This is a genomic window from Bradyrhizobium sp. ORS 285 (assembly GCF_900176205.1).
Lineage (GTDB): Bacteria > Pseudomonadota > Alphaproteobacteria > Rhizobiales > Xanthobacteraceae > Bradyrhizobium.
Window position 1 is genome coordinate 2,628,859 of sequence record NZ_LT859959.1, and the last position, 22,127, is coordinate 2,650,985.

General features: G+C 65.8%; 21 protein-coding genes. 10 read left to right on the forward strand and 11 right to left on the reverse strand.

Translation table 11 applies throughout. From position 1 onward, the window contains the following. Positions 1-28 precede the first annotated feature (28 nt). Both BRAD285_RS11910 and BRAD285_RS11915 read left to right on the forward strand, forming a co-directional pair. Positions 29-1,219, forward strand: coding sequence for an MFS transporter (locus BRAD285_RS11910; protein ID WP_006612935.1), 1,191 nt, complete (start codon positions 29-31; stop codon positions 1,217-1,219). A 147-nt stretch (positions 1,220-1,366) separates the two neighbouring features. Further along, positions 1,367-1,729, forward strand: a complete 363-nt coding sequence (locus tag BRAD285_RS11915; RefSeq protein WP_006612934.1) for a hypothetical protein — start codon at positions 1,367-1,369, stop codon at positions 1,727-1,729. A 30-nt stretch (positions 1,730-1,759) separates the two neighbouring features. Here the strand turns inward: BRAD285_RS11915 and BRAD285_RS11920 are convergent, their stop codons facing one another. Continuing rightward, positions 1,760-2,890: an alpha/beta hydrolase gene (locus tag BRAD285_RS11920; protein ID WP_035647072.1), complete on the reverse strand. Its 1,131-nt coding sequence runs from the start codon at positions 2,888-2,890 to the stop codon at positions 1,760-1,762. A 453-nt stretch (positions 2,891-3,343) separates the two neighbouring features. Between BRAD285_RS11920 and BRAD285_RS11925 the strand changes: the two genes are divergently transcribed. Beyond that, a complete protein-coding gene (locus tag BRAD285_RS11925; protein WP_006612932.1) occupies positions 3,344-4,735 on the forward strand; it encodes an APC family permease in 1,392 nt (463 codons plus the stop codon). Positions 4,736-4,737: 2 nt separating this feature from the next. Continuing rightward, complete coding sequence (locus tag BRAD285_RS11930; protein WP_087877732.1) at positions 4,738-5,973, forward strand: hypothetical protein; 1,236 nt, start codon at positions 4,738-4,740, stop codon at positions 5,971-5,973. Between the two features lie 105 nt (positions 5,974-6,078). On the opposite strand, the gene BRAD285_RS11935 is transcribed toward BRAD285_RS11930, so the two are convergent. Further along, positions 6,079-6,306, reverse strand: coding sequence for a hypothetical protein (locus tag BRAD285_RS11935; RefSeq protein ID WP_006612930.1), 228 nt, complete (start codon positions 6,304-6,306; stop codon positions 6,079-6,081). Between the two features lie 149 nt (positions 6,307-6,455). After that, a complete protein-coding gene (yidD, locus tag BRAD285_RS11940) occupies positions 6,456-6,809 on the reverse strand; it encodes a membrane protein insertion efficiency factor YidD (protein ID WP_035647068.1) in 354 nt (117 codons plus the stop codon). A 262-nt stretch (positions 6,810-7,071) separates the two neighbouring features. Here yidD and BRAD285_RS11945 point away from each other — a divergent pair, with 262 nt between their 5' ends. After that, positions 7,072-7,959, forward strand: coding sequence for a hypothetical protein (locus tag BRAD285_RS11945; RefSeq protein WP_006612928.1), 888 nt, complete (start codon positions 7,072-7,074; stop codon positions 7,957-7,959). Positions 7,960-8,069: 110 nt separating this feature from the next. Here the strand turns inward: BRAD285_RS11945 and BRAD285_RS11950 are convergent, their stop codons facing one another. Continuing rightward, positions 8,070-8,528, reverse strand: coding sequence for an iron-sulfur cluster assembly scaffold protein (locus tag BRAD285_RS11950; protein ID WP_006612927.1), 459 nt, complete (start codon positions 8,526-8,528; stop codon positions 8,070-8,072). Positions 8,529-8,766: 238 nt separating this feature from the next. Between BRAD285_RS11950 and folE the strand changes: the two genes are divergently transcribed. From folE to BRAD285_RS11970, 4 genes are all read left to right on the forward strand, one after another. Further along, positions 8,767-9,474: a GTP cyclohydrolase I FolE gene (folE, locus tag BRAD285_RS11955; protein ID WP_006612926.1), complete on the forward strand. Its 708-nt coding sequence runs from the start codon at positions 8,767-8,769 to the stop codon at positions 9,472-9,474. A gap of 30 nt (positions 9,475-9,504) precedes the next feature. Continuing rightward, positions 9,505-9,933 carry a phosphoribosyl-AMP cyclohydrolase gene (hisI, locus tag BRAD285_RS11960; protein WP_006612925.1) on the forward strand — a complete coding sequence of 143 codons (429 nt, stop codon included), beginning with the start codon at positions 9,505-9,507 and terminating at the stop codon, positions 9,931-9,933. A 150-nt stretch (positions 9,934-10,083) separates the two neighbouring features. After that, a complete protein-coding gene (locus BRAD285_RS11965; protein ID WP_006612924.1) occupies positions 10,084-11,112 on the forward strand; it encodes a transglycosylase SLT domain-containing protein in 1,029 nt (342 codons plus the stop codon). Positions 11,113-11,400: 288 nt separating this feature from the next. Next, on the forward strand, positions 11,401-12,576 hold the full coding sequence (locus tag BRAD285_RS11970; protein WP_006612923.1) for a DUF2336 domain-containing protein: 1,176 nt from the start codon (positions 11,401-11,403) through the stop codon (positions 12,574-12,576). Between the two features lie 160 nt (positions 12,577-12,736). Here the strand turns inward: BRAD285_RS11970 and BRAD285_RS11975 are convergent, their stop codons facing one another. From BRAD285_RS11975 to BRAD285_RS11995, 5 genes are all read right to left on the reverse strand, one after another. After that, a complete protein-coding gene (locus BRAD285_RS11975; RefSeq protein ID WP_006612922.1) occupies positions 12,737-13,321 on the reverse strand; it encodes an Hpt domain-containing protein in 585 nt (194 codons plus the stop codon). A gap of 111 nt (positions 13,322-13,432) precedes the next feature. Continuing rightward, complete coding sequence (locus BRAD285_RS11980; RefSeq protein WP_006612921.1) at positions 13,433-13,978, reverse strand: response regulator; 546 nt, start codon at positions 13,976-13,978, stop codon at positions 13,433-13,435. 114 nt (positions 13,979-14,092) lie between these two features. Then, a complete protein-coding gene (locus BRAD285_RS11985) occupies positions 14,093-14,872 on the reverse strand; it encodes an NAD kinase (protein ID WP_006612920.1) in 780 nt (259 codons plus the stop codon). Positions 14,873-15,075: 203 nt separating this feature from the next. Further along, a complete protein-coding gene (locus BRAD285_RS11990; RefSeq protein ID WP_006612919.1) occupies positions 15,076-17,223 on the reverse strand; it encodes an adenylate/guanylate cyclase domain-containing protein in 2,148 nt (715 codons plus the stop codon). Between the two features lie 18 nt (positions 17,224-17,241). After that, a complete protein-coding gene (locus tag BRAD285_RS11995; protein ID WP_006612918.1) occupies positions 17,242-17,904 on the reverse strand; it encodes a hypothetical protein in 663 nt (220 codons plus the stop codon). A 217-nt stretch (positions 17,905-18,121) separates the two neighbouring features. Between BRAD285_RS11995 and BRAD285_RS12000 the strand changes: the two genes are divergently transcribed. Further along, positions 18,122-19,699, forward strand: coding sequence for a S10 family peptidase (locus BRAD285_RS12000; protein ID WP_006612917.1), 1,578 nt, complete (start codon positions 18,122-18,124; stop codon positions 19,697-19,699). Between the two features lie 138 nt (positions 19,700-19,837). On the opposite strand, the gene BRAD285_RS12005 is transcribed toward BRAD285_RS12000, so the two are convergent. Next, on the reverse strand, positions 19,838-21,226 hold the full coding sequence (locus BRAD285_RS12005) for a serine hydrolase (RefSeq protein ID WP_006612916.1): 1,389 nt from the start codon (positions 21,224-21,226) through the stop codon (positions 19,838-19,840). Between the two features lie 140 nt (positions 21,227-21,366). Continuing rightward, the gene (locus tag BRAD285_RS12010; RefSeq protein ID WP_006612915.1) at positions 21,367-21,903 is read right to left on the reverse strand and encodes a tetratricopeptide repeat protein; all 537 of its coding nucleotides are present in this window, start codon (positions 21,901-21,903) and stop codon (positions 21,367-21,369) included. Positions 21,904-22,127: the final 224 nt, after the last annotated feature.

The following is a 22,127-nucleotide window of genomic DNA, read 5'->3' on the forward strand; positions in this document are numbered from 1 at the left end:
GCATGAAAATCTCTGCTATTGAAGCGCCATGACCGCTCATCAGATGACATCCATTCAGCCCTCATCGCGCTTGGCCCCGACGGCGCTGATGCTCGGCAACATCGTCACCGGCTGCTCGGTGCTCGCTCCCGCCGGCCTGTTGCCGCAGCTCGCGGAAGGGCTGTCGGTCGAGGTTCACACTGCCGGCCTGCTGATCACCTTCGGCGCCGTGGTGCTCTGCATCTGCTCGCCGCTGACGGCCTGGCTGACCAGCCGCTTCGACCGCCGCCTGCTACTGGCGGTCACGCTGCTGGTTCTCTCGCTCGGCAATCTCGCCTCGGCCTTCGCGCCGGATTATGCGAGCCTGCTCGCGATCCGCCTGGTGATGCTCGCCGTCGGTGCGCTGTACACGCCGCAGGCAGCGGGGACGGCTGCGCTGATCAGCCCGGTGGAGAAGCGCGGCAGCACCATTGCCTATGTGTTCCTCGGCTGGTCGCTGGCCGCCGCCGTCGGCCTGCCGCTGATCACTTTCATCGGCAGCCACACGGGCTGGCGGAACGCCTATCTGGCCGTCGCTGCCGCCGGAGCTATCAGCTTCGGACTGCTGACCTGGCGGCTGCCGTCGGGGCTGAAGGGCGCGCCGGTCGAGCTGACGACCTGGATCGCGCTCGGCCGCAATCGCCTCGTCGTGCTGCTGTTGTTGATCACGATGCTGCAGATGTCCGGGCAGTTCGTGATCTTCACCTTCATGGGGCCGTTGCTGACCAAGCTGACCGGCGCCGATCCCAACCAGGTCGGGCTGGTGTTCGCGATCTACGGCGTCTGTGGGTTCCTCGGAGTGGTCATCGCGACCCGCATCGTCGACGGCTGGGGCGCCTATCGGACCTCGCTGCTGTTCTCCTGCCTGCTGTTCACGGGCATCGCCCTGTGGACCATCGGCGCGGGTGCCTATGCGCTGATGGCCGGGGCGGTCGCGGTCTGGGGCCTGGGCTTTGCGTCGACCAACTCGATGCAGCAGGTCCGCCTGGTTGCTGCAGCGCCACCGCTCGCCTCGGCCTCGGTGTCGCTCAACACGTCCGTTCTCTATATCGGCCAGGCCATCGGGTCCGCCGTCGGCGGCAGCCTGTTCGCGCGGGATGCTCTCGGCGCTACCGGTCCGGTCGCGATGGGGTTCGTCGTGCTGGCCTTGCTCGCGATTCTGGCGAGCCGGCCGCGGGTGCCGGTTGCAGCGATGGCCTGAGGTCCACCGCGAACTGCGGCTTGGCGCTTGGCAAAACCTGCCGGACCGGATTAAAGCCGCTGTGGTGGGAGGCCACAGGGCAGGAGATCGCGCCACAAGCGGCGCTGGTCGCGTGCGGCCATGGCCTGGATGAAAAAGAGACATGGCATGAAAAAGATAGTGTTGAGCCTTGCCGCAATGTTGGTTTGCGCGCCAGCCCTGGCCCAGAGCAGCCCCCCGATGGTCGGTGACCGCCCGTTGGTGCAGGTCAAGCCGAAGGGAATGAAGACCGCAGCCGCCGCGCCGGCCAAGCCGCAGCCGACGGCCGTGAAGCTGCAGGCCTGCCTGGAGATCGAGGACGGAACCAAAGAGCGGCTCGACTGCTACGACGCAGTCATCCCGCCGGCCGCCAAGCCGAAGACGATGAAGGCGAAGTCCGTCGCCGACTGCAAGTTCACCAAGGAACAGGACGAGCGGCTGGCCTGCTTCAACGGCTTCGTCGAGAACATGCCGAAGCTGCCGAAGAGCTGAAGCGCTCTGCCGCGTGCCACCAAGGGGGGCTTAGCGGCTGGATGTGCCCTGAGCGCCGGCGGCGATCCGGATCGGCGGCTGCGCGGCCGCCATCTTCGTCAGCACGTCCTGGATCGGGTGCCGGGTCCAGGCCTGGGTGACGTAGTCGCGATGGGTGATCCCGTCCTCGGTCTCGACGAAGACGACGCTGCCGGGACGCAGCGGCCGGTCCATGTCCTCTGACACCTCGATGCCGCGGTTGCGCAGCATCGCCATCAGCTCCTGATCGTGACGGGCGGTGTAGCGCGTGTAGGAGCTGATGAAGAAGCCCGAGCGGTTGCGCTCGATCCAGTTGGCGAACTTGTCGAGCTGGCCATAGACCGCATCGAGCAGCACGACGCCGCGCACGCGCTCGCTGATGCCGCCGACCTCGAGGCTCCAGGCGGTCGGGAGAAACCCGCCGCTGTAGCCGACGATCACGATCGGCATGCTCGCAAACGCCTTGGCGCTGGCGGGATCGCCGGTGAGGCGGGCGAGATTGCCGGCGGCCTCGTCCATGAAGCGCTTGAGGCCGCCCGGCTGCCAGAACTTGCCGGCGGAGGAATCCGCGGCATCGACCGCCATCTGCGGCGCGAGCAGCACGGCATTGACGCCGGAGCCGGTGATCTGTTGCGGCACGAGCTGCCGATCGCGCACGTCGCGCTCCAAGGTGGCGCCGTTGCCGTGGAAGAACACCACGATCACCCCTGGCTTGCGCGCGTCGAACTGCTCAGGGACATGCACGAGCACGCGGCTGTCATTGTAGGTCTGGTCCTGCCAATAGACGCGGCCCGAGAAGCTGCGATGACCCCGCCGCTCGCCACTGGAGACGTTGAGGAACGGCGCGTCGGACGCTGGATTGTTGCCGAAATACGGGAACGCCGACGTCTTCATGCTGACGAGGATGGTGAGATCCTCGCGCTGTGGCCGGGCAGGTGCCAGCGGTTCCAGCGAGGCGACTTGATAAGGCGGCGGCTTCGGCGCGAAGTCGGATGGCGTGTGCAGCGAGAAACTTTCACGAGCCGATGGGAAGCGGTCGCTGAACTCGGGGGCGGGAAACCGCTGATCGAAGGTGAGCTCCTGCGCCGGTGCCGCGTTGGCGGCGAGCGATGCGGGATTCGGCGCCTGGCCGCACTGCGCCAGCGCAAGCGACAGAGCGGCGGCAGCAAGGCCGCAGGCGGCACGCTGCACATCGCATCCAGCCAGGGACGCACGCCCGCCGCCGAAGCGGCGCATGCGCTTGTGTCCCCAATTTGCCAGGCCGGTCCCGATCATACGTCCCCAAGACGATCCCGAGCCGCGCAGCGGCTCCCCACAACCCTCGGTTTCATCAATCTGCGTCGCCGATGTTGAGGTCGCGTTAAGGATGGTGGCCGGTCAACCCCGGCGCTTCAGGCGACACACCACGCGATCATGTCGCGATTGTGGGCCGGGCTGCGGGGCGACGCAACGCGAGAACCGTGTTTCCGCAGAAGAAGGTATTATAAAACCTATTCTGGCGGCCATATTTAGCGCGCGTTAACTATGATTGAATGCTTTGGCCGGAACCTGAGGTGTAAGCAAAGGGAAGGGGCGCCACGCGCGCCCTTCGAAGAGATGGCTGCATCCGAGGCGGACGATGCCACCAGAGCGGGCCGGTCAGGCGGCGCCGCTGTTCCGCCCGTGTCCTGTCCGTCCGTGTCTTGGCCGGTGGCGACCGCGATCGTGATCGCCGACATGATCGGGGTCGGCGTGTTCACCAGCCTCGGCTTCCAGGTGAAGGATCTCCCGTCGGGCTTCGCGATCCTGCTCTTGTGGGCGTTTGGCGGTCTCGTCTCGCTCTGCGGGGCTCTGTCCTATGCCGAACTGGGCACGATGTTTCCGCGCTCGAGCGGGGAGTACAATTTCCTCAATCGCGCATTCCATCCGGCGATCGGCTTCATAGCCGGTTGGGTCTCGGCGACGGTGGGCTTCGCCGCGCCAGTGGCGCTTGCGGCGATGGCGTTCGGGGAATATGGCCGGGCCGTTCTGCCTGAGGTGCCGCCGATGCTGCTGGCCATCGGCGCGGTCTGGATCGTGACCCTGGTGCAGCTCGGGGGCATCCGCCAGTCGAGCCGCTTTCAGCTGCTGTCGACCGTGGTGAAGCTCGGACTGATCGTCGCCTTTCTCGTCGCCGGCTGGGCCATCTCTGCACCGCAGCCGGTGAGGTTCCTGCCGGCTGCGTCCGACATCGGCTATGTCGGCAGCGCCGCATTCGCGACCAGCCTCGTCTTCGTGATGTACGCGTTCTCCGGCTGGAATGCGGCGACTTACATCATCGGCGAGCTGCACGCGCCGGAGCGCACGCTCCCGCGCGCGCTGCTCTTGGGCACGCTGATCGTGCTCGTGCTCTACATGGCACTCAATGCGGTCTTCCTGCGGGCCGCGCCGGTGAGCGAGCTTGCGGGCCAGCTGCAGGTCGCGAGCATCGCCGGCGCACGCATCTTCGGCGAGGCCGGCGGACGCTTCGTCGCGGCGATGATCTGCGTCGGACTCGTGCCGTCGATCGCCGCGATGATGTGGATCGGACCGCGGGTGTTGATGACGATGGGCGAAGACATCCCGGCGCTGGCGCTGTTCGCCCGCCGATCGCGCAATGGCGCGCCGGCCTGGGCAATCCTGTTCCAGCTCACGGTGGCGACGTTGATGCTGTTCACCGAGAGCTTCGAGGCCGTGCTCGATCTCGTGCAGTTCGCGCTGTTGTCGTGCTCGTTCCTCACCGTGCTCGGACTGATCAGGTTGCGCATCACGCAGCCGGAGCTGAAGCGGCCGTACCGGGCGTGGGGCTATCCGGTCACGCCCTTGATCTTCCTCAGCGTGACCGGGTTCATGATGTACTACCTGATCACTGCGCGTCCGTGGCAGGCCGGGCTCGGCGCTTTGGCGATGTTGTCCGGGCTGTTGATCTATTGGTTCGCTCACGCGCGGTTTCGTCGGACCGCCGCAACCGCCATGTCGGGTTCGGAATGAAGATGCTGCTGGTGTCGAGACTGTGGTTTGCCGTCGCCTGCCTGCTTGTGGTGACCGGCGGCGCTGTGGAGGCTCAGACCGTCACGCCCGACGATACGGCGCGGGTGCTGGCGGGCATGGCGCCGTCGGCGGGTTCGCCGCTCGCCGAGCTGACGCAGGATCCGGCTTGGCGGCGGCACGCGGCGTTCCTCGACAACGCGTTCAATCAGCTCGAACAGCGCCAATTGTCCAAGATCCGCGCCTGGACGGAGGCCAATATCGCCGCGCCGCGGCCGACGATGTTCTATTTCTTCTCGGGGCCCGACTTTCTCTACGCCGACGCCTTCGCCCCGAAGGCCACGACCTACGTGATGGCCGCGCTCGAGCCGACCGGTCCCATCCCGGACCTCACCACGTTGCCCCGCGGCAGCGTCGGTCCCGCGCTGTCCTATGTCGAGCGCTCGCTGCAGTCGATCCTGAGCTTCTCGTTCTTCATCACCAAGAACATGAAGGTGGATCTGCGCGACGGCGAGATGGAGGGGACGCTGCCGATCCTCTACGTGTTTCTCGCGCGAACCGGCAAGACGATCCGCAGTGTCAGCCTGGTCTGGCTGGACGAGACCGGCGCGCTGCGGGCGGCGAACGAGCCGCAGACCCGGAATGCGACCAAGGGCGCACGGATCGTGTTTGCTGGAGCAGACGGCGTCGAGAAGACGCTCTATTACTTCTCGACGGATTTGTCCGATTCCGGGGTGAGGGCCAGCGGCTTTCTGAAATTCTGCGATCCGCTCGCTCCAGGCAACAGCCTGCTCAAGAGTGCGTCCTACCTGCTGCACGAGAACAGCTTCTCCCGCGTGCGCAGCTGGTTGCTTCAGAACAGCGCCACGATCGTGCAGGACGATTCCGGCATTCCGCTGGCGAGCTACGATACGCAAGCGTGGCGGTTCTTCCCGTTCGGGCGCTATGCCGGTCCGATCGACAAGTTTCCCGGCATGTACCAGAACAGCTATGCCCGCCTGTTCGAGCGCGCGCAGCCGCTCGACTTTGGCATCGGCTATCGCTGGCGGACGCGGGAGTCCAACGTTCTGCTCTCGGTGAGATCGCCTTCCGGCGACACGACGGTGTCAGCCGAGGCCACGGGACCGGCTGAAACCAGTCCGCCGCCGCGCGTGCGTCGTGCACCGCGTGGGCCGGAGCTTGTTCCGGCCTATCCGCCGCCACCGCGGCGCGATGAGTTCTTCTTCTGGCCGCGCTGGTAGGGACAGCGCCGCGGCGTGATCCGCCTGCATGACCGCCGCCGCTTAGCTTGGCTACGCCATCTCGCAGGGCTCTCCTAACGACAAGACGCTAGTTGCGCTGCTCTGCTACCAATGCACGCTCTGGCTCGGCACGATGTAGGATGTCGTGGTCGGGGGCAGGGTGGTGCTGTCGGCGAGATAGCGCCATGCGCCGACGATGACGATCAGCAGTGCGATGATGCAGAGCAGGTCGACTTGTCTTGCGTCGTGGCCGACTTGATCCTGGCCGTGCGGATGATCGGGGTCGACACCGGTGCGGGATCGGCGCGATCTCGGGTTGATCGTCCAGCGCATGGTTGGTCCTCCCGAAACGGAAGTTTCAACATCAATGCAACAGCTGGAGGCGACGTTCCTTTGCAGCAAGCTCGCCTCATCGCATCAAACTAATCCTGCTATGAAATCTTGCCAGTCCGATTTGCTTCAAATCAAATGATGCGCTGCAACTAAGTTGGCCCGTTGACCCCGCGCCAGCGCGCGTAGAGCCAGGGCAGATACCAGCGCGCGCCGGCGGGGGCTTCGCCAGGTACATTGTCGATGCCCGAAGTGCCGAACGGCTGGCAGCGCAACAGCCTTGCGAGCGTCATCCAGCCGCCGGCCCACAGCCCGTAACGCTCGATGGCTTCATCGGCATAGACCGAGCATGTCGGCATGTGCCGGCAATTGTAGCCGACGAGGGGCGACAGTGTGTGCCGATAGAGCCAAATCAGCGCATGGGCTGCGCGGCGGGGGATTCGCGACAACGTCCCCGACCATATGTGCGCAGAATGGCAGGTAGGATCAGAGCATGAGTGCTTCATGGGCGGGATGCCGGACGGATGTGCGGGCTTTGACCGGTTCCTCGGCAAGGAACCTGCGCTCTCGCGGTCGTGTGGTGATGTGATGCAACAATGACAGGTTTTCAGCTGCGCCGCAGTGCGCCGCACCTGGACGCTCAGGGATTGCCCGGATACGTTTCCTGGCAACGATGTGACAGACTAATAACGGATTTGAGGCCAGCTTGTCAGGTCTTGAGACGAGGAAGACGAGGCACTGCGTACCGAGCTTTACGAGGGGGACGGATTGGGCGTGAGATTGCTGCGGTCGCGTAAGTTGCGCTGGATGCTTCTCGGTGTTGCAGCGCTGGGTGCCGTGCTCGGATGCACGGTCACCATCAACTCGAACACCGCGCGCGCCGGCGGCGCGCTCGAAGAGCGCAAACTCCCGATGCGGTTCAGCTGGGTGGCGTGCGAGCCGAATTGCGGCTGGATCAGCGCCGTCGGCATCGTCACCAGCGACAGCCCGAAGGATTTCGAGGATTTCGCCCGGGACCGCGATTTGACCGGCTCGACCCTGGTGCTCGATTCCAGCGGCGGCTCCGTTAATGACGCCATCACCCTGGGCCGCCGGTTCCGCGCCTTGAAGATGCGGACCACGGTCGGCATGACGCAGCGCCCGAGCCGGGCGAACGAGCGGCCGAAGGTCGTGCCCGAGGCCTATTGCGAGTCGATGTGCGTGTTCCTGCTGCTCGCCGGAACCACTCGCTATGTTCCTGACAGCGCTCATGTTCGCGTTCACCAGATCTGGATGGGGGACCGCGCCGACGACGCCAAGGCGGCGAGCTATTCGGCGCAGGACCTGATGATCGTCGAGCGCGACATCGGCCGCCTCGCCAAATACACCTTCGACATGGGCGGCGCCGGCGACCTCTTGCTGCTCGCCCTCAACGTGCCGCCGTGGGAGGACCTGCACGAACTCTCCCGGACCGAGCTGCGCAGCACCAATGTCATGACCACCGAACTGCTCGCCGACGTGATGCCGTCCAGGGGCACGACGCCGGTAGCCGAGCTTACGGCCAAGCCGGGTCGTGACAAGCAGCAGGACCGTTTCCCGGTGGCGCTCGACAAGCCGCTGTCCCGTACGGCTGAAGCGCTTCCGCAGGCAACGGTCGCGGCGACGCCGCAGCAATAATTCAGAGCTGATGGGCGAGGTAGCTATGCCTCGCCCAAGGGGAATGGTTGCGGTCTTGAAGTCCGGATGAGCGATGCCCGATCGGACGCCTGTGGGGCGACGGGGCAGTTTCAGCCCTGCGCCGCGGCCGGCTCGTCCTTCGCCTTTGCCTCGATCTGGCCGATCGCGTCCACCACAGCATCGAAGGTCAGTAGCGTCGAGGCATGGCGGGCCTTGTAATCCCGCACCGGCTCGAGCAGGGCGATGTCGGCCCACTTGCCCTCCGGCGGGGCGCCGTTCTCCTTCAGCATCCGGCGGACCGTGTCGCGCAGTTCGCGAAGCTCAGCCGCATTGGAACCGACGACATGGCGGGCCATGATCGAGGAGGAGGCCTGGCCAAGGGCACAGGCCTTCACGTCATGGGCGAAATCCGTCACCACCGGGCCGTCCATCTTGAGATCGACCTTCACCGTCGAGCCGCACAGCTTGGAATGCGCCGTGGCGGTCGCATCCGGGTTCTCCAGCCGTCCGAGTCGCGGAATGTTGCCGGCGAGCTCGATGATCCGCTTGTTGTAGATGTCGTTCAGCATGGGCCTGACGTCCAGAACTCCCGCCGGAATTACCGGCGGCTCGGCCTTGGCGGCCGGGTTTCATCGCCTTATATTGCGAGTATATGGAAATGATTGGCAGGAATTCCAGCCGCATCCATAGGCGTCCGGCGCAGAGGCGCCAAGCCTGCGCGTGGCACCTCTGCAGGTGACGCCGTCCAAGGTGACGCTCTGCCGGTGACACTCCGGTCGGATTGCCGACCGGTCGAACGGAGTTGAGATGGACACTTTGATCAAGACGCTGCGCGCGAACAAGCCTGAGGGCAAGCCGTCCGAGACCAAGCTGACCGGCGAGCGCCCCGCGGAGCTCGACCCGGCCGAGTTTCTCGCCGCCGCCGTGCGGCCCGACCGTCCGCGCCCCTCCCGCGCCGAGGCGGAGGCCGCGGTCTATACGCTGCTGAATTACATCGGCGAGGATCCGACCCGCGAGGGCCTGATCGACACGCCGCGCCGGGTCGTCGAGGCCTATGACGAGCTGTTCCAGGGCTATCACCAGTGCCCGGCCGAGGTGCTCGACCGTACCTTCGGCGAAACCGCCGGCTATGACGACTTCGTGCTGATTCGCGACATCGAGTTCACGTCGCAATGCGAGCATCACATGATGCCCTTCTATGGCCGCGCGCATATCGCCTACACGCCGGTCGAGCGCGTCGTCGGCCTGTCCAAGCTCGCGCGCCTGACTGACATCTTCGCGCGCCGGCTGCAGACCCAGGAGCATCTGACTGCGCAGATCGCAGCTGCGATCGACGAGGTGCTGAAGCCACGCGGCGTCGCCGTGATGATCGAGGCGGAGCACACCTGCATGTCGGTGCGCGGCGTCGCCAAGCATGGCGCCGTCACCTTCACCAGCCGCTTCACCGGCATGTTCCGCGACAATCCGGCCGAGCAGTCGCGATTCCTGTCCATGGTGCGCTCGCCGCAAAGGTGAGCCCGCCCAAGCTCTTGAGCAGAGATTTTCGTGTCTTCATCCTCAGTTGAACGCGAGGAGGGCGCTGCCTTCCTGCCGAAATTCGACGCGGCCGGTCTCGTCACCTGCGTGACCACGGACGCCGTGAGCGGCGACGTGCTGATGGTCGCGCACATGAACGAGGAGGCGCTGCGCAAGACGGTCGCGACCGGCGAGGCCTGGTATTTCAGCCGCTCGCGCAACGCGTTGTGGCGCAAGGGCGAGAGCTCGGGCCAGACCCAGCGCGTCGTCGAGATGCGCACCGATTGCGACCAGGACGCGGTGTGGCTGCGCGTCGAGCAGACGGGAGCGGCCTGCCACACCGGCCGGCACTCCTGCTTCTATCGCAAGGTCGAGCGCGCGGATGACCAGGGCGGCGCGCGGCTCGTGTTCGTCGATGCCGAGCGCCTGTTCGATCCGAGTGCGGTCTATCGCAAGTAGGTCAGAGGCCTGCATCCGCAAACCTCCGGGTCGTTCATTGGCCGGCTCGATCAGGCGGAATTAACCGGCCATTAACCATACCGATCGCATTTTCCCGACGTTCCCCGGCGCGTTTGTCTGCCAGCGAATCTGCAAACAGCGGGTCTTCTCATGTCGGTCGACGCTTCCAACTCCTCGCCCACCGGGCTTCTCGACGGCGTTCGGGCCAAGGTCGCCGGCGCGATCAAGCAGGCGGCGGATACAGTCGGGACCAGCTTCGAATATCTGCTGTCGACGGCGAAGATGGAGTCGGACTTCAATCCGAGCGCCGGCGCGTCGACGTCCTCGGCGCGTGGCCTCTATCAGTTCATCGACCAGACCTGGCTCGGCACGGTGAAGCAGGCCGGCGCCGATCTCGGCTACGGCCAATATGCCGATGCGATCACCCGGACCTCGTCGGGCGAGTACACCGTCAATGATCCCGGCATGCGGCAGGCGATCATGAAGCTGCGCGACGATCCCCAGGCATCCTCCGCCATGGCCGCGGCGCTGACCCAGTCCAACAGCTTCCAGCTCACCGGCATGATCGGGCGGCGGCCGAGCGATGCCGAACTCTATATGGCGCATTTCATGGGTGCGGGCGGCGCGGCGAAGCTGATCACCAGCGCCCAGACCACGCCGAATGCGTCCGCCGCAGCGATCTTCCCGAGCGCCGCTGCCGCCAACCGTCCGATCTTCTACGATCGCGACGGCCAGGCCCGCAGCGTGTCGCAGGTCTATTCGGTGCTGACGAGCCGCTATTCCGGCGCGGCCAACTCCTCGACCACCCGCGGTGCGCTCGCCCTTTATGGCGCAGGGAGCAACGTCGCGGCCAATGCGGCCGGCGGGAGTGCGCTGCCGACCACGGACACCGCCACCTTCCTGTCGATGTTCCCGGATGCGCGGGGAGGGCAGGCCGCCTCGGCCAGGACGGACGACGCCTCAGGCGCGAGCCGGCCGGCGGATCCGATGTTCCGCTCGCTCTTCCAGGTCGACGGCCAGTCGGGCCAAGCGGTGTCGTCGGATGTCCGCGACTTGTGGGGCCGCTCGCCGGTGGCCAGCGCCACCTCCAGCGATGGCGGCGAGGGCAACACGGGCAACGGGACGGGGCAGCGCAGGCTCGACTTGTTCAGCGATCGCAACGGGACGTTCTCAGGCTGACATCTCGCCGCCAGCCGGCGAGCTTCCGACCTTCATCTGACAAGAGGATAAACTTTTTTGCCACGCCGCCGCTGTTCCCGCGGAAGGCGAAGGCTGCATTTTGCCCGTCGGATTACGGCAAAATCGGGCAGTTTGAGGTATCATAGTATAGTTTCAGGCCGCCGGCTTAATAAAACATCAACAAAACCAGCCACTTATGGTGAACGCTTTGTTAAGCGTCGTGGTTTATTTTCGGTGGTGTTGAGGCCCTCGTGGCCTTGTTTGCAAGTTGCGTAAGCCGGAAAGACCATGATCGTTCGGCAGTTTCTCAGTTGGGTTAGAACCGCGCCCGCCGGTGAGCGGGCAGAGGCCACCAGGGCTCTCGCGCGGGCGTGGTTGTTGTCGGATCTCTCGGATGAGGATCGCGGCGCCGCCGAGGGCGCGCTCCTCATGCTGTTGGATGATCCGTCGCCGCTGGTGCGGCAGGCGATGGCGGAGGTGTTCGCGCGCAGCGAGGATGCTCCGGCCGCCATCGTCCAGGCGCTGGCCACCGACCAGCCTTCGGTCGCCGCCATCATCCTCGAACACTCGCCGCTGCTGATCGATGCCGACCTCGTCGACATCGCCGCCACCGGCAATTCAGAAACACAATGTGCGATCGCACGGCGCATCGGCCTTCCGGCGCCGGTCTGTGCCGCCATCGCGGAAGTCGGCAGCGCGGCGGCCGCGCTCGAGTTGATCGAGAACGCCTATGCCGAGCTCGCCCCATTCTCCTGGGATCGCATCGTCGAACGCCACGGTCATCTCGCCGCCATTCGTGAAGCCATGCTGGTGCTCGACGATCTTCCGGCCGCAACGCGTGCGGCGCTGGTCGACAAGCTCTCCGAGACGCTGGCGCAATTCGTCGTCGCTCGAAATTGGCTCAGTGCCGATCGGGCCGGGCGCATCACCAGCGAGGCGCGCGACCGCTCGACCATCACCATCGCGTCGCGTTCGCGCGGCGAGGAGCTGCGCGGCCTGGTCCAGCATCTCCGTGCGACCTCCCAGCTGACTGCCGGGCTCATCCTGCGCGCGCTGCTCTCGGGCAATATCGAACTGTTCGAGATCGCGCTGTCCGAGCTCGCCGACATGCCGCGTGGGCGCGTCGCCGCGCTGCTCAACGAGCGTGGCCGTGCCAGCCTGCAGGGATTGCTGCGCAAGGCCGGAATCCCCGACACCACCTTCGAGGCCTTCGCCATTGCGCTCGAGGTCTGTCGCGAAAACGGCTTTGCCGACACGCTGAGCGGCGCGGCGATCCTGCGCCGCAAGATGGTCGAGCGCGTGCTGACCCATTGCGCGACCGATCGCGACGCTGCCGAGCCGCTGCTGATCCTGCTCCGCAGGTTCGCCACCGAATCGGCCCGCGACGAAGCCCGCGAGTTCTGCGACGAGGTGATGGCGGAGGATTTCGTGGCCGGGCTGGAGTTCGGGCTGATCGCAGCGTGATGGCGCTGCTGTCGGTGGGCAAAGGCGGAGGGCCGGTCTCGCAGCGTGCGAGTTCGTAGTGACGCCGTGCCCACCGTCGTGCCGCAGAGTGTGTTGATGGATGGTGGGCACGCGACCGCCGCTGCGCGGCGGCTGCTTTGCCCACCCTACGAGATCACCACTACGGCTGATCGCTCGGCACGAGGCTCGGCGCCAGGATTGCTTCCAGATGCTCCGGCCGGTTGCGATTGACCTGGATGAGGTAATCGTCCGCAACGCGGCGCAGGCGGCGGCTCAGCTCGGCGGCAACGGTCGGGCTGTGATACTTGGTGTGATCATGCACGATCGCCAGGATGGCGTTGACGTGATGTTCGAACAGCTCGTCGGGGACCTTCTCCAGGTCGGGTGCGTGCTCGATGATCCGGCACAGGCTGTCGGCGACCTCGGCGGCTGCGGGATACCCGAACGTGGCCGCATCGCCCTTGATGTCGTGGGCGGCGCGGAACATTTCCTCGCAGGCGTCATCATCGAAGCGGGTCTTGCGCACGGCGGCATAGGCCTTCGACAGGCGATCGGCCTCGGTGTCCATCCACGACTTGAACTCACCCGAGAGACCGGCGAGGGCGGCTTCCGCGCGCGCGATCGGATCGTCGAGATCCTCCTCGTCAGTTCGCCGCAGCACCTTCTTCAGCGGATTGGGCTGGGTGATGACATGGTGCGAGGCGTAGGTCTTGACCTGAATTGCCGGGGCCTTGTCTTTCGCCATCTCGATATCCTCAGGTGATGCCGACCAACGCAATCTGATTCATAGCCGAGGACCCGGATGGGCTGTGCAGCGAATCCGGGACGGCGTTAACAGGTGCTCACTGCTGCGCCGCTAAACTGCGGAGCGGGCTTTATCCAGAAGTGACGGCTGCTGGAAGATTTCCGCCTCGCCGCCGACCCGGCGCTCGGGCCCGATATAGGCGGTGTTGGTGTTGCGTCGCCGATCCGGGCCGAAATAGGTCTTGGTCTTGATGAAGGGGCGGGGATTGGCGACCACGTTGAGGATGCGCTGATACAGGCCCTTCGCCGAGATCGGCTTGGCGAGAAACTCGGTGACCCCCGCATCGCGCGCGACGGTGACGCGGCGCTTCTCCGAATGACCTGTCAGCATGATGATCGGCGCGTAGGGATTGCCCTTCGCTTCCGGCTGGCGGATCATCTGCGCGAGTTCGAGTCCGTCGAAGATCGGCATCGCCCAGTCGGTGATGACGATGTCGGGCGAGAAATGCGTGTACATTTCGAGCGCGGTCGCGCCGTCCTCGGCTTCGTTGACCTCGCGGGCGCCGAACGAATGCAGCAGCGTCCGCAGGATGCGGCGCATGTGCGGGTTGTCGTCGCAGACGAGGAAACGCAGCTTGTTGAAGTCGATGCGGTACATTTGGGCCGGCCTGAAGGCATCACCAATGAAGGTGGTCAACGCGCATTAACCATAGGGAGCACCGGGTTAACAAAGCGTTGCGGGGCGGCCGTGCGCCCGCGAAAACCGCTGCAATCAGTAGCCGAACTGCTCGCTCAGAATGCGCTCTTCCAGGCTGTGGCCGGCGTCGAACAGCATCCGCATCGAGATCGTCTTGTCGGAGAGCACCTCGACGCGCTGGACGTTGCGGACCTCGTCATGATCGGCGACCGCCGCGACCGGCCGCTTGTCGCCTTCGAGCACCTCGATGATGACATAGGCCGTGTTGGGGAGCAGGGCACCGCGCCAGCGCCGCGGGCGGAACGCGCTGATCGGCGTCAGCGCCAAGAGCGCTGCGTTGATCGGCAGGATCGGGCCCTGCACCGAGAGATTATAGGCGGTCGATCCCGCTGGAGTCGCGACCAGCACACCGTCGGCGATCAACTCCGGCATGCGCTCGCGCTCGTCGATCAGGATGCGCAGCCGCGCGGTCTGCGCGGTCTGGCGGAACAGATAGACCTCGTTGATGGCATGATGGATGTGCACCACGCCGTGGGTATCGGTCGCACGCATCAGCAGCGGATGGATCACCGATTCCTGCGCCGCCTCGAGCCGGCCATGCAGGTCGATGGTCGAGAACTCGTTCATCAGGAAGCCGACCGTGCCGCGATGCATGCCGTAGATCGGCTTGCCCGAGCGCATGTGGTCGTGCAGCGTCTGCAGCATCAGACCGTCGCCGCCGAGCGCAACAACGACATCGGCCAGATCGGGATCGGAATTGCCATAGAGCGCGGAGAGCTGCGCCAACGCGGCCTGTGCCTCGGCACTTGGACTCGCGACGACGGAGATCCGCTCATATCGCTTGGACGTGGTCATGCGTCGATCGGGCTCGCTGGTCGTTGGCCGGTTGAGGGCGCCGTGTCGTCTAGCCGACCTTGGCCGTGCTTGTCCATCGCGGCCGGTATGCGGGGCCAATGGGGCCGGTATGAGGGCCGATCCCGCCCGGAAAGGGGCGTCCGACGCAGCCTTGGCGAGGGATCATTGCCGCTGTCGCGGACGCTGGCAGTGTCATCGCCGCGTCATTTTTCCTGCAACGTGCGTACCGGATCCCAGGCCGTGGCATCGTTCGGCGTGGTTGCCGTGACGCGCGCGGCGAACAGGGCGCTCGGGCGGTCGTCATGGGCGCCGGCCGCAAAGCACTCCGCCGCCTGCGGCAGCTCGCCGGCGCGCCAGTGCGCAAGACCCGCGGCGTAGCCGGAGAGCAGGGCTTGTTCCTGCGGTGATAGCTCGCCGGCGCAACCATGCAGCTCGTAGATGGTCAGCGATTGCTCGCGGCCCTTGACGCGGATGGTGTCGAGCTCGCGCCAGGCGAACGCGTCGCCGGCGAGCGACCGGGTGCTCTCGGACGCGATGATCGTGGTGCCGTAGAACTTGTTGGCGCCTTCGAGTCGCGAGGCCACATTCACGGCATCGCTCATGACAGAGTAGTTGAAGCGCCGCTGCGAGCCGAAATTGCCGACCAGCGCGGCGCCGCTGTTGATGCCGACGCGCTGCGCCACCTTGATGCCCTGGAATGCGGTCGAGGTGCGATTGAGCTCGTCGAGCTTCGCCTTGCAGTCAAGCGCCGCGCGGGCGGCGCTCTTGGCATGATCGGGATCGTCGAGCGGGGCGCCGAACACGGCGACGACGGAATCGCCGATATATTTGTCGACATAGCCATCATGGGCCTCGATGACATCAGTCATCGCCGACAGATATTCGTTGGTGAGCGCCATCAATTGCTCCGGCGACATCTGCTCGGCGATGCGCGAAAAACCTTCGATGTCGGAGAAGAACACCGTGACCTCGCGGGTCTCGCCGCCGAGCTGCGGCAGCCGGCGCGAGGCCAGCATGCGGTCGATCTCGCGCGGCGCCAAATAGTAGGCAAAGCTCTTCTGCAGCAGCCTGCGGTCCTTGTCGGTGACCATGAAGCGATAGCCGGTGGTTGCCACGAGCGCGAGCACGCCGGCGGCCAGCGGCTCGCCGAGGGGCAACGCAAGGGCGCGGTTGAAGAGGGTGGTGGCCAGTCCAACGTAGAGAGCCGCGAGTAGCGCCAGGATGGCGCCGGCCACGATCGGTCTTAGCAGCCGGGCGAAAAGGGCGGCCAGCAGTGCCATGCCGGCCGCGATGGCAAAGATCGCGGGCCGGCTCAATTCCACGGCGGCCTCCTGCCTCACCAGATTGTTCACCGCCGTGGCATGGATGTAGACGCCGGCAATGGTGCTGCGGGCGAAGGTCTCGGCGACCCTGCGCTCGCCGAGCACGCAGCGCGGCCGCCGCGCGCCCTCGGCGCGGGTCGCGAAGCGCTTCGACGTCACCCGCCGATCCTCGATCCCGACGGTGCCGATCAGGACGACCTTGCCGGTGAACTCGCGGCGGAAATAGTCCTTGTCGCCTTTGAGCGCGCAGGCGCGCAAATCGGCGAAGGAATAGGTGGGAATGTCATCGGCTCCGCCGGCGAAATTCAAGGTCATCGTGCCCGGCACGCGCCCGGGAATGGCGTAGTCGCCGAGGGTGACGCGATCAGCAGCGATGATCGGCGCCGCGCCGGTCGCGCGCGCGGCCAGCTCCAGCGCCATGCTCGGAATGATCTTGCCGTCGGCGCTGAGCGACAGCGGATGACGGCGGACGACATCGTCGCTGTCGGTGTAGGTGTTGAGCGGCCTCAGATTCTGCTGCTGGCGCACGGCAATGCGCTGGCCCGGCGCCGGCAGGATCGGCGGCTCGCCGAAGATCTCACCCAGCACCACCTTGCCGCCTGTGGCAGCGGAAGCGAGCGCCCGCAGGAAGTCGCGATCGAAACCACGCGTCTTCTCGCCCAGCGTGGAATCGCCGAGCGGAATCTCGGACTGCTCGATCGAGGTCTGAAACACCATGTCGAAGCCGACCACCTTGGCGCCGCCGTCGAGCACGGCTGTCAGCACGCGGCCGATTTCGCCGGTCCAGGTCAGGAGCGGGGCGCCCTTGAAGGGCGGCGCCTGATAGCTCTCTTCATCGATCGCGATCACCACCGCAGGACTCGTCGCAGCGTCATGGCGATTGCCGAACGCCTCGAAGCGCAGCCATGTCAATGCGTCCAGCGACAGCCCACGACCGCGCTCGAAGGCGGGCGAGAGCAACAGGCCCGCGCACGCCAATGCGATGGCGATGACGGCAAGCGCATCGCGCGTCCGGCGTCCGATCGCCACCGATGACCGCTTTCAGCTTCAGTTGAGCCGGATCAGCCGCCCGACCGCGGGGCCAGGACCCGCTTTGGCCTGCGCGTCGACCTTGAAGACGATACGAGCGGGGCCGAAGCTCGCGACATAGGTGCCGCCCGGCGTCAGCGGATGGCTGGTCCCGGCGAAATCGTAGAAGCGTCCCTTGTACTGCCGGCCGGAGAGCTCGACCTCCTGGCGATCACCCGGCTGGTCGAGCCGCTCGACGACCAGGGTGCCACGCCCCTTTGCTTCGAAGATCGGCGAGGCGCCATAGATCACCGCCTGCGCGATCGGTGCGCTGTCCGGCCCGACGCTGCGCACGATGGTCGCCGCGACCTCGCTGGTCTCGCGCGTCGTCGCCTGCGCGTGGCTGGCGTCGCAATTGACGATGTCGCTCTTGAGAGCGGCGCCCTCGACCTTGCTTTCGGACGGGCCCACGGTGACGCTGCCGGTCCCGTTGACCGTCTCGCGACGGCAGGATTTAAGGTAGCTCATGACCACGGCGCCGTCGGGACCGAGCTTGATCACCTGGCCGGGCGCGACATAGTCCATCAGCTCGGCGCCGGACACCTCGCCCTGCACGTCCTCCACCAGCGCGGCCGGCGGTCCGGCAAAGGCCGGTGCGGCGAGCCCGGTCAGGGCTGCGACGATGAACGTCGGGTATTTCATGATGAACTCCGTGATCGCAACCGGCGGCGCGCCTTTGTCCCATGGGTGGGACGCTGGACGGGATCGAGAGGTTCGAGCCCATAACACAAGTCGGCCGAACAGGCACCGGGTGCGGTGTGACCTGGATCACGGAAGAGTTGGTTGAGGTTGGTCCCCAGGCGCGGTTCATGCGTTTGAAGACGGCGGGTGTACCGGTACGGGTCGAGGGAGTGAGTTGATGGCAGGTTTCACGTCGTCCATCGGACGGTCCGGTCTGGTGGCCTCGGTCTTGGCCCTGACGGCGCTGATCGCCGGACCGGCGCTGCACGCCCAGGACGCCCCGCCCGCGGCGCAGGAGCATGCCGCACCGAGCGGAGCCCGCACCGGCTCAGCGGGCAACCGCGCCGCGACCCCGCCGGGCTCGGCCTCGGCGGCCGACCAGCACAAGCTGCCGGCCGACTCCACCACCACGCAGACGCTCAAATTGCCTGGGCGGACGCTGTCGTTCACGGCGACTGCCGGCTCGATCCGCCTGTTCGATGACAAGGGCGAGCCGCAGGCCGATATCGCCTATACGTCTTATCAGCTCGACGGCACCGATCGCGCCAGCCGCCCCGTGACGTTCTTCTTCAACGGCGGCCCCGGTGCCTCCTCCGCCTATCTGCAGCTCGGCAATGCCGGGCCGTGGCGGATTGGAATCGACGCAGCCAGCGTCACGCCGTCGTCCAAGCCGGACCTGCTGCCGAATGCCGACACCTGGCTCGACTTCACCGATCTCGTCTTCATCGATCCCGTCGGCACCGGCTACAGCCGTTTTGTTGCCACGGGCGAAGACGTCCGCAAGCGGTTCTTCTCGGTCGACGGCGACGTGCGCTCGCTGTCGCTCGTGGTTCGCCGCTGGCTGGAGAAGAACGACCGGCTGGCCTCGCCGAAATTCGTCACCGCCGAAAGCTATGGCGGCATCCGCGGTCCGAAGATCGTGCAAAACCTGCAGCAGGACCAGGGTGTCGGCGTCAGCGGACTGATCCTGGTCTCGCCGCTGATGGACTTCCGCGACTATTCAGGCTCCAGCCTGTTGCAATATGTCGCGAGCCTGCCAAGCTTTGCGGCCGTGGCCAAGCAGATGAAGGGCCCGGTGACGCGCGCCGATCTCGCTGATGTCGAGCGTTATGCGAGCGGGGACTTCCTGCTCGATCTCGTCAAGGGCGAGGCGGACCTCGAGGCGACGAACCGGCTCGCCGACAAGGTCGCGAGCCTGACCGGGATCGACGAGACGGTCAGCCGCAGGCTCGCGGGCCGTTTCGACGTCTCGGAGTTTCGCCGCGAGTTCGACCGCAAGAACGGCCGCGTCACCGGCCGCTATGACGGCTCGGTGCTGGGCATCGACCCGTATCCGGATTCGAGCCACTCGCGCAGCTCCGATCCCTCCGGTGACGTGCTCACGGCGCCCCTGACCAGCGCGGCGGTCGAGCTGACGACGCGCAAGCTGAACTGGCGTCCCGACGGCTCCTACGAGCTGCTCAGCGGCGCGGTCAACCGCTCCTGGGATTTCGGCCGCGGCATCAGCCCGCCGGAGTCCACCGGCGAGCTGCGGCAGATTCTCGCGCTCGATCCCAAGCTCAAGCTCCTGGTCGGCCATGGCCTGTTCGATCTCGCCACGCCGTATTACGGCTCGAAGATCCTGCTCGACCAGCTGCCGGCCTTCGCGCGCCCGCCGCGGGTCAAGCTCGTGGTCTATCCCGGCGGCCACATGTTCTATTCGCGCGACGATGCGCGGAAGGCGTTCCGGGGTGAGCTTGAAGCATTGATGAAGTAGGGCGAGCGAGACTCTGTTCATGTGAGCCCCAGTGCTCACCACGTCATTGCGAGCGAAGCGAAGCAATCCAGAGTCCTCGCGCCGCCCTGGATTGCTTCGCTACGCTCGCAATGACGGTGCTGGTGGCGCGATCTCGGACTAACTCTCCTTCTTCCGCCGGCCCTTCGGATATCTCCGCTCCATTTCCGCCTTCAACACGCGTTCCGGCCGCAGGCGCGCGCCGCCGAGCCAGACTTCGCTGACGCCGGACTTCGAGCGCACGCGCCGGACGGGCTCGCCATGGCTGGAATAACCGGCGGCGTGTGCGATCCGGCCTTCATCGCGCCCCGTCACCTCGATGCGTGGCGCATCGAGGAACGGGTTGAGGAAGGACGGATTGGCCACCATCACCTGCTCGCCGAAGGGGACGAGGTCGAAGGCGCTCCACAGCGTCCACCAGCGCCCGCTCCAGTCGCGTGTCTTGCGCGACGGCGCGCCATGGGTGGCGAAGGCTTGCAGGATGAACTTGACGCCGTTGGCCCAACCCGGGGCCCAGCCGTCGATGGCGTTGGTCAGCACGGTGATCGCGATCTCACGCGACGGGATGACCGAGGTGCGCGAGATGTAGCCCTGGAAGCCGCCGCCATGGCCGAACCAGTCGAAGCCTGCGGTGGTGCCGCTCATCAACGCCAAGCCGTAATAGGCTTCCTCGACGTCCTGCGGCACGCGCCATTGCCGCCGGACCATCTCGCGGCGGCTCGCGACTGAGAGCAGGCTCTTTTTCGCGTTGGGTGCGAGCTGGGCGAAGAAGCGCGCGGTATCCGCCGCGGTCGCAACGACGCCTGCGGCGGCCATGATGGCCTGGGTCGGATTGTCGCCGGGAATCACCGCGCGGCGTCCCAGTGGCACGATGCGGGAATGGCCGCGCGCGAACGGCACGGTCTTGGCCAGCAGCGTCATGTCGGGCGCACTCTCGCGCAGGCCCAGCGGGGTCATGATCTCGCGCTGAAGCCAGCTGGGGTAGGGCTCGCCGGTGATCTGTTCGATGACGAGGCCGAGCAGGCCGTAGCCGTGGTTGGAGTATTTGAAGCGGCTGTTCGGCTCGATCGCCGGCGGCAGCTTCAGCTCGGCCAGCAGCTCGTTCCAGTCGAGGTAGGGGCGGCCGTCGGTGAACTGGCCGGAATCCTTGCCGTCGCGGACGAGGCCTGCGGTATGAGAGAGCAATTGGCCGAGCGTGGCGGTGGCGACCTCCGGATGCAGGTCCTTGACGTAGTCGCCGACGGGGTCATCGAGCTTCAGCCGCTTCTGCTCGCGCAGCCGCATGATTCCGGCGGCCGTGAACGCCTTGGTGTGAGAGGCGATGCGGAAGCGATGCCTTGGCGTCAGCTTCTCGCCGCTGTCGAGATTGGCATGCCCGAACGCGGCTTCGAGCACGGCCTCGCCGCGATGGGCGATCGCGATGATGCAGCCGGGCTGTCCGGAGACCTCGACCTGATACGCCAGCCAATCCTTGATGTAACCGAGTGCCGCGCCAAGCCAGGGCTCCACGAGCAATCTCCTGTTTCAAATCGCGCAATAAAAATGCTGCCGGCCATCCTTAGCGGACAAACCGCGACCGACAAACAGAAATGGCGCAGCCCTTTCGGGCTGCGCCATCGATCTCAAGATCGGACGTGTCCGATCGCGCCTCAGTAGACGAGGCCGGTGCCCGGCTGCTTCTCGAGCGCGTCGGCCAGCGAGCGATATTCGGCGCTGTTGGTGCCGGCGAGCTGCGCCACCTTGTCGAGGTGGTACTTGGCCTGCTCGCGGTTGCCCTGTTCGAGCTGCCACAGGCCGTAATACTGCCAGGTGCGGACGTGGTTCGGATCATCCGCCAGGGCCTGCTCGTAGTACTGCTTGGAGGCTTGGTAGTTGCCGAGCTTGCGGTAGGAGTAGCCGATCAGGTTGGCGACGTCGGCGACGTCCTCACGGTTCAGCGCCTTGAGCTGCTGGATCGCGGTGGTGTAGTCGCCGCGATCGTAGATCGAGGTGTAGGCCGTGCGATAGGCAGCGAGGAACTTCGGATCGTCGATGCTCGAGCTCTTGTCCTTCTTCTTCTTGTCCGGCGGCGGCGAGGACGGAGTCTCGCTGCCCGCGGCATAAGCCTTCGACAGAAGCAGCGGCCCGGAGGCCACGGCCATCGCGCACAATGCCAGCGTGGCAATCCTGATCGCAGACTTTTTCATTCGTATCTCCCGAGTTGTCGATCCAACAGGTGGTGACTGCATGCGGAGAAGAACTTCCGCAGCTGCGAAATATTCCCGGTCGTTTGCGCGGATTTTGCGCCGCGATCGGTGCATTATACTGGCCAGATGATGACAGGCTAGTCATCTCGATGACTATCCCTTCATGTCCATGAACTGAAAGCCGTGCTTTACTTCAGGGTGGGTTCAGTGCCCGTTCCCTATTG

Coding starts and splice junctions, on each gene's coding strand:
- BRAD285_RS11935 (WP_006612930.1), bottom strand. CDS start 6,306: ATGCGCTGGACGATCAACCCGAGATCGCGCCGATCCCGCACCGGTGTC.
- BRAD285_RS11915 (WP_006612934.1), top strand. CDS start 1,367: ATGAAAAAGATAGTGTTGAGCCTTGCCGCAATGTTGGTTTGCGCGCCA.
- BRAD285_RS11965 (WP_006612924.1), top strand. CDS start 10,084: ATGTCGGTCGACGCTTCCAACTCCTCGCCCACCGGGCTTCTCGACGGC.
- BRAD285_RS12000 (WP_006612917.1), top strand. CDS start 18,122: ATGGCAGGTTTCACGTCGTCCATCGGACGGTCCGGTCTGGTGGCCTCG.
- BRAD285_RS12010 (WP_006612915.1), bottom strand. CDS start 21,903: ATGAAAAAGTCTGCGATCAGGATTGCCACGCTGGCATTGTGCGCGATG.
- BRAD285_RS11910 (WP_006612935.1), top strand. CDS start 29: ATGACCGCTCATCAGATGACATCCATTCAGCCCTCATCGCGCTTGGCC.
- folE (WP_006612926.1), top strand. CDS start 8,767: ATGGACACTTTGATCAAGACGCTGCGCGCGAACAAGCCTGAGGGCAAG.
- BRAD285_RS11975 (WP_006612922.1), bottom strand. CDS start 13,321: ATGGCGAAAGACAAGGCCCCGGCAATTCAGGTCAAGACCTACGCCTCG.
- BRAD285_RS11930 (WP_087877732.1), top strand. CDS start 4,738: ATGCTGCTGGTGTCGAGACTGTGGTTTGCCGTCGCCTGCCTGCTTGTG.
- BRAD285_RS11985 (WP_006612920.1), bottom strand. CDS start 14,872: ATGACCACGTCCAAGCGATATGAGCGGATCTCCGTCGTCGCGAGTCCA.
- BRAD285_RS11925 (WP_006612932.1), top strand. CDS start 3,344: ATGGCTGCATCCGAGGCGGACGATGCCACCAGAGCGGGCCGGTCAGGC.
- BRAD285_RS11995 (WP_006612918.1), bottom strand. CDS start 17,904: ATGAAATACCCGACGTTCATCGTCGCAGCCCTGACCGGGCTCGCCGCA.
- BRAD285_RS11980 (WP_006612921.1), bottom strand. CDS start 13,978: ATGTACCGCATCGACTTCAACAAGCTGCGTTTCCTCGTCTGCGACGAC.
- BRAD285_RS11950 (WP_006612927.1), bottom strand. CDS start 8,528: ATGCTGAACGACATCTACAACAAGCGGATCATCGAGCTCGCCGGCAAC.
- BRAD285_RS11970 (WP_006612923.1), top strand. CDS start 11,401: ATGATCGTTCGGCAGTTTCTCAGTTGGGTTAGAACCGCGCCCGCCGGT.
- yidD (WP_035647068.1), bottom strand. CDS start 6,809: ATGAAGCACTCATGCTCTGATCCTACCTGCCATTCTGCGCACATATGG.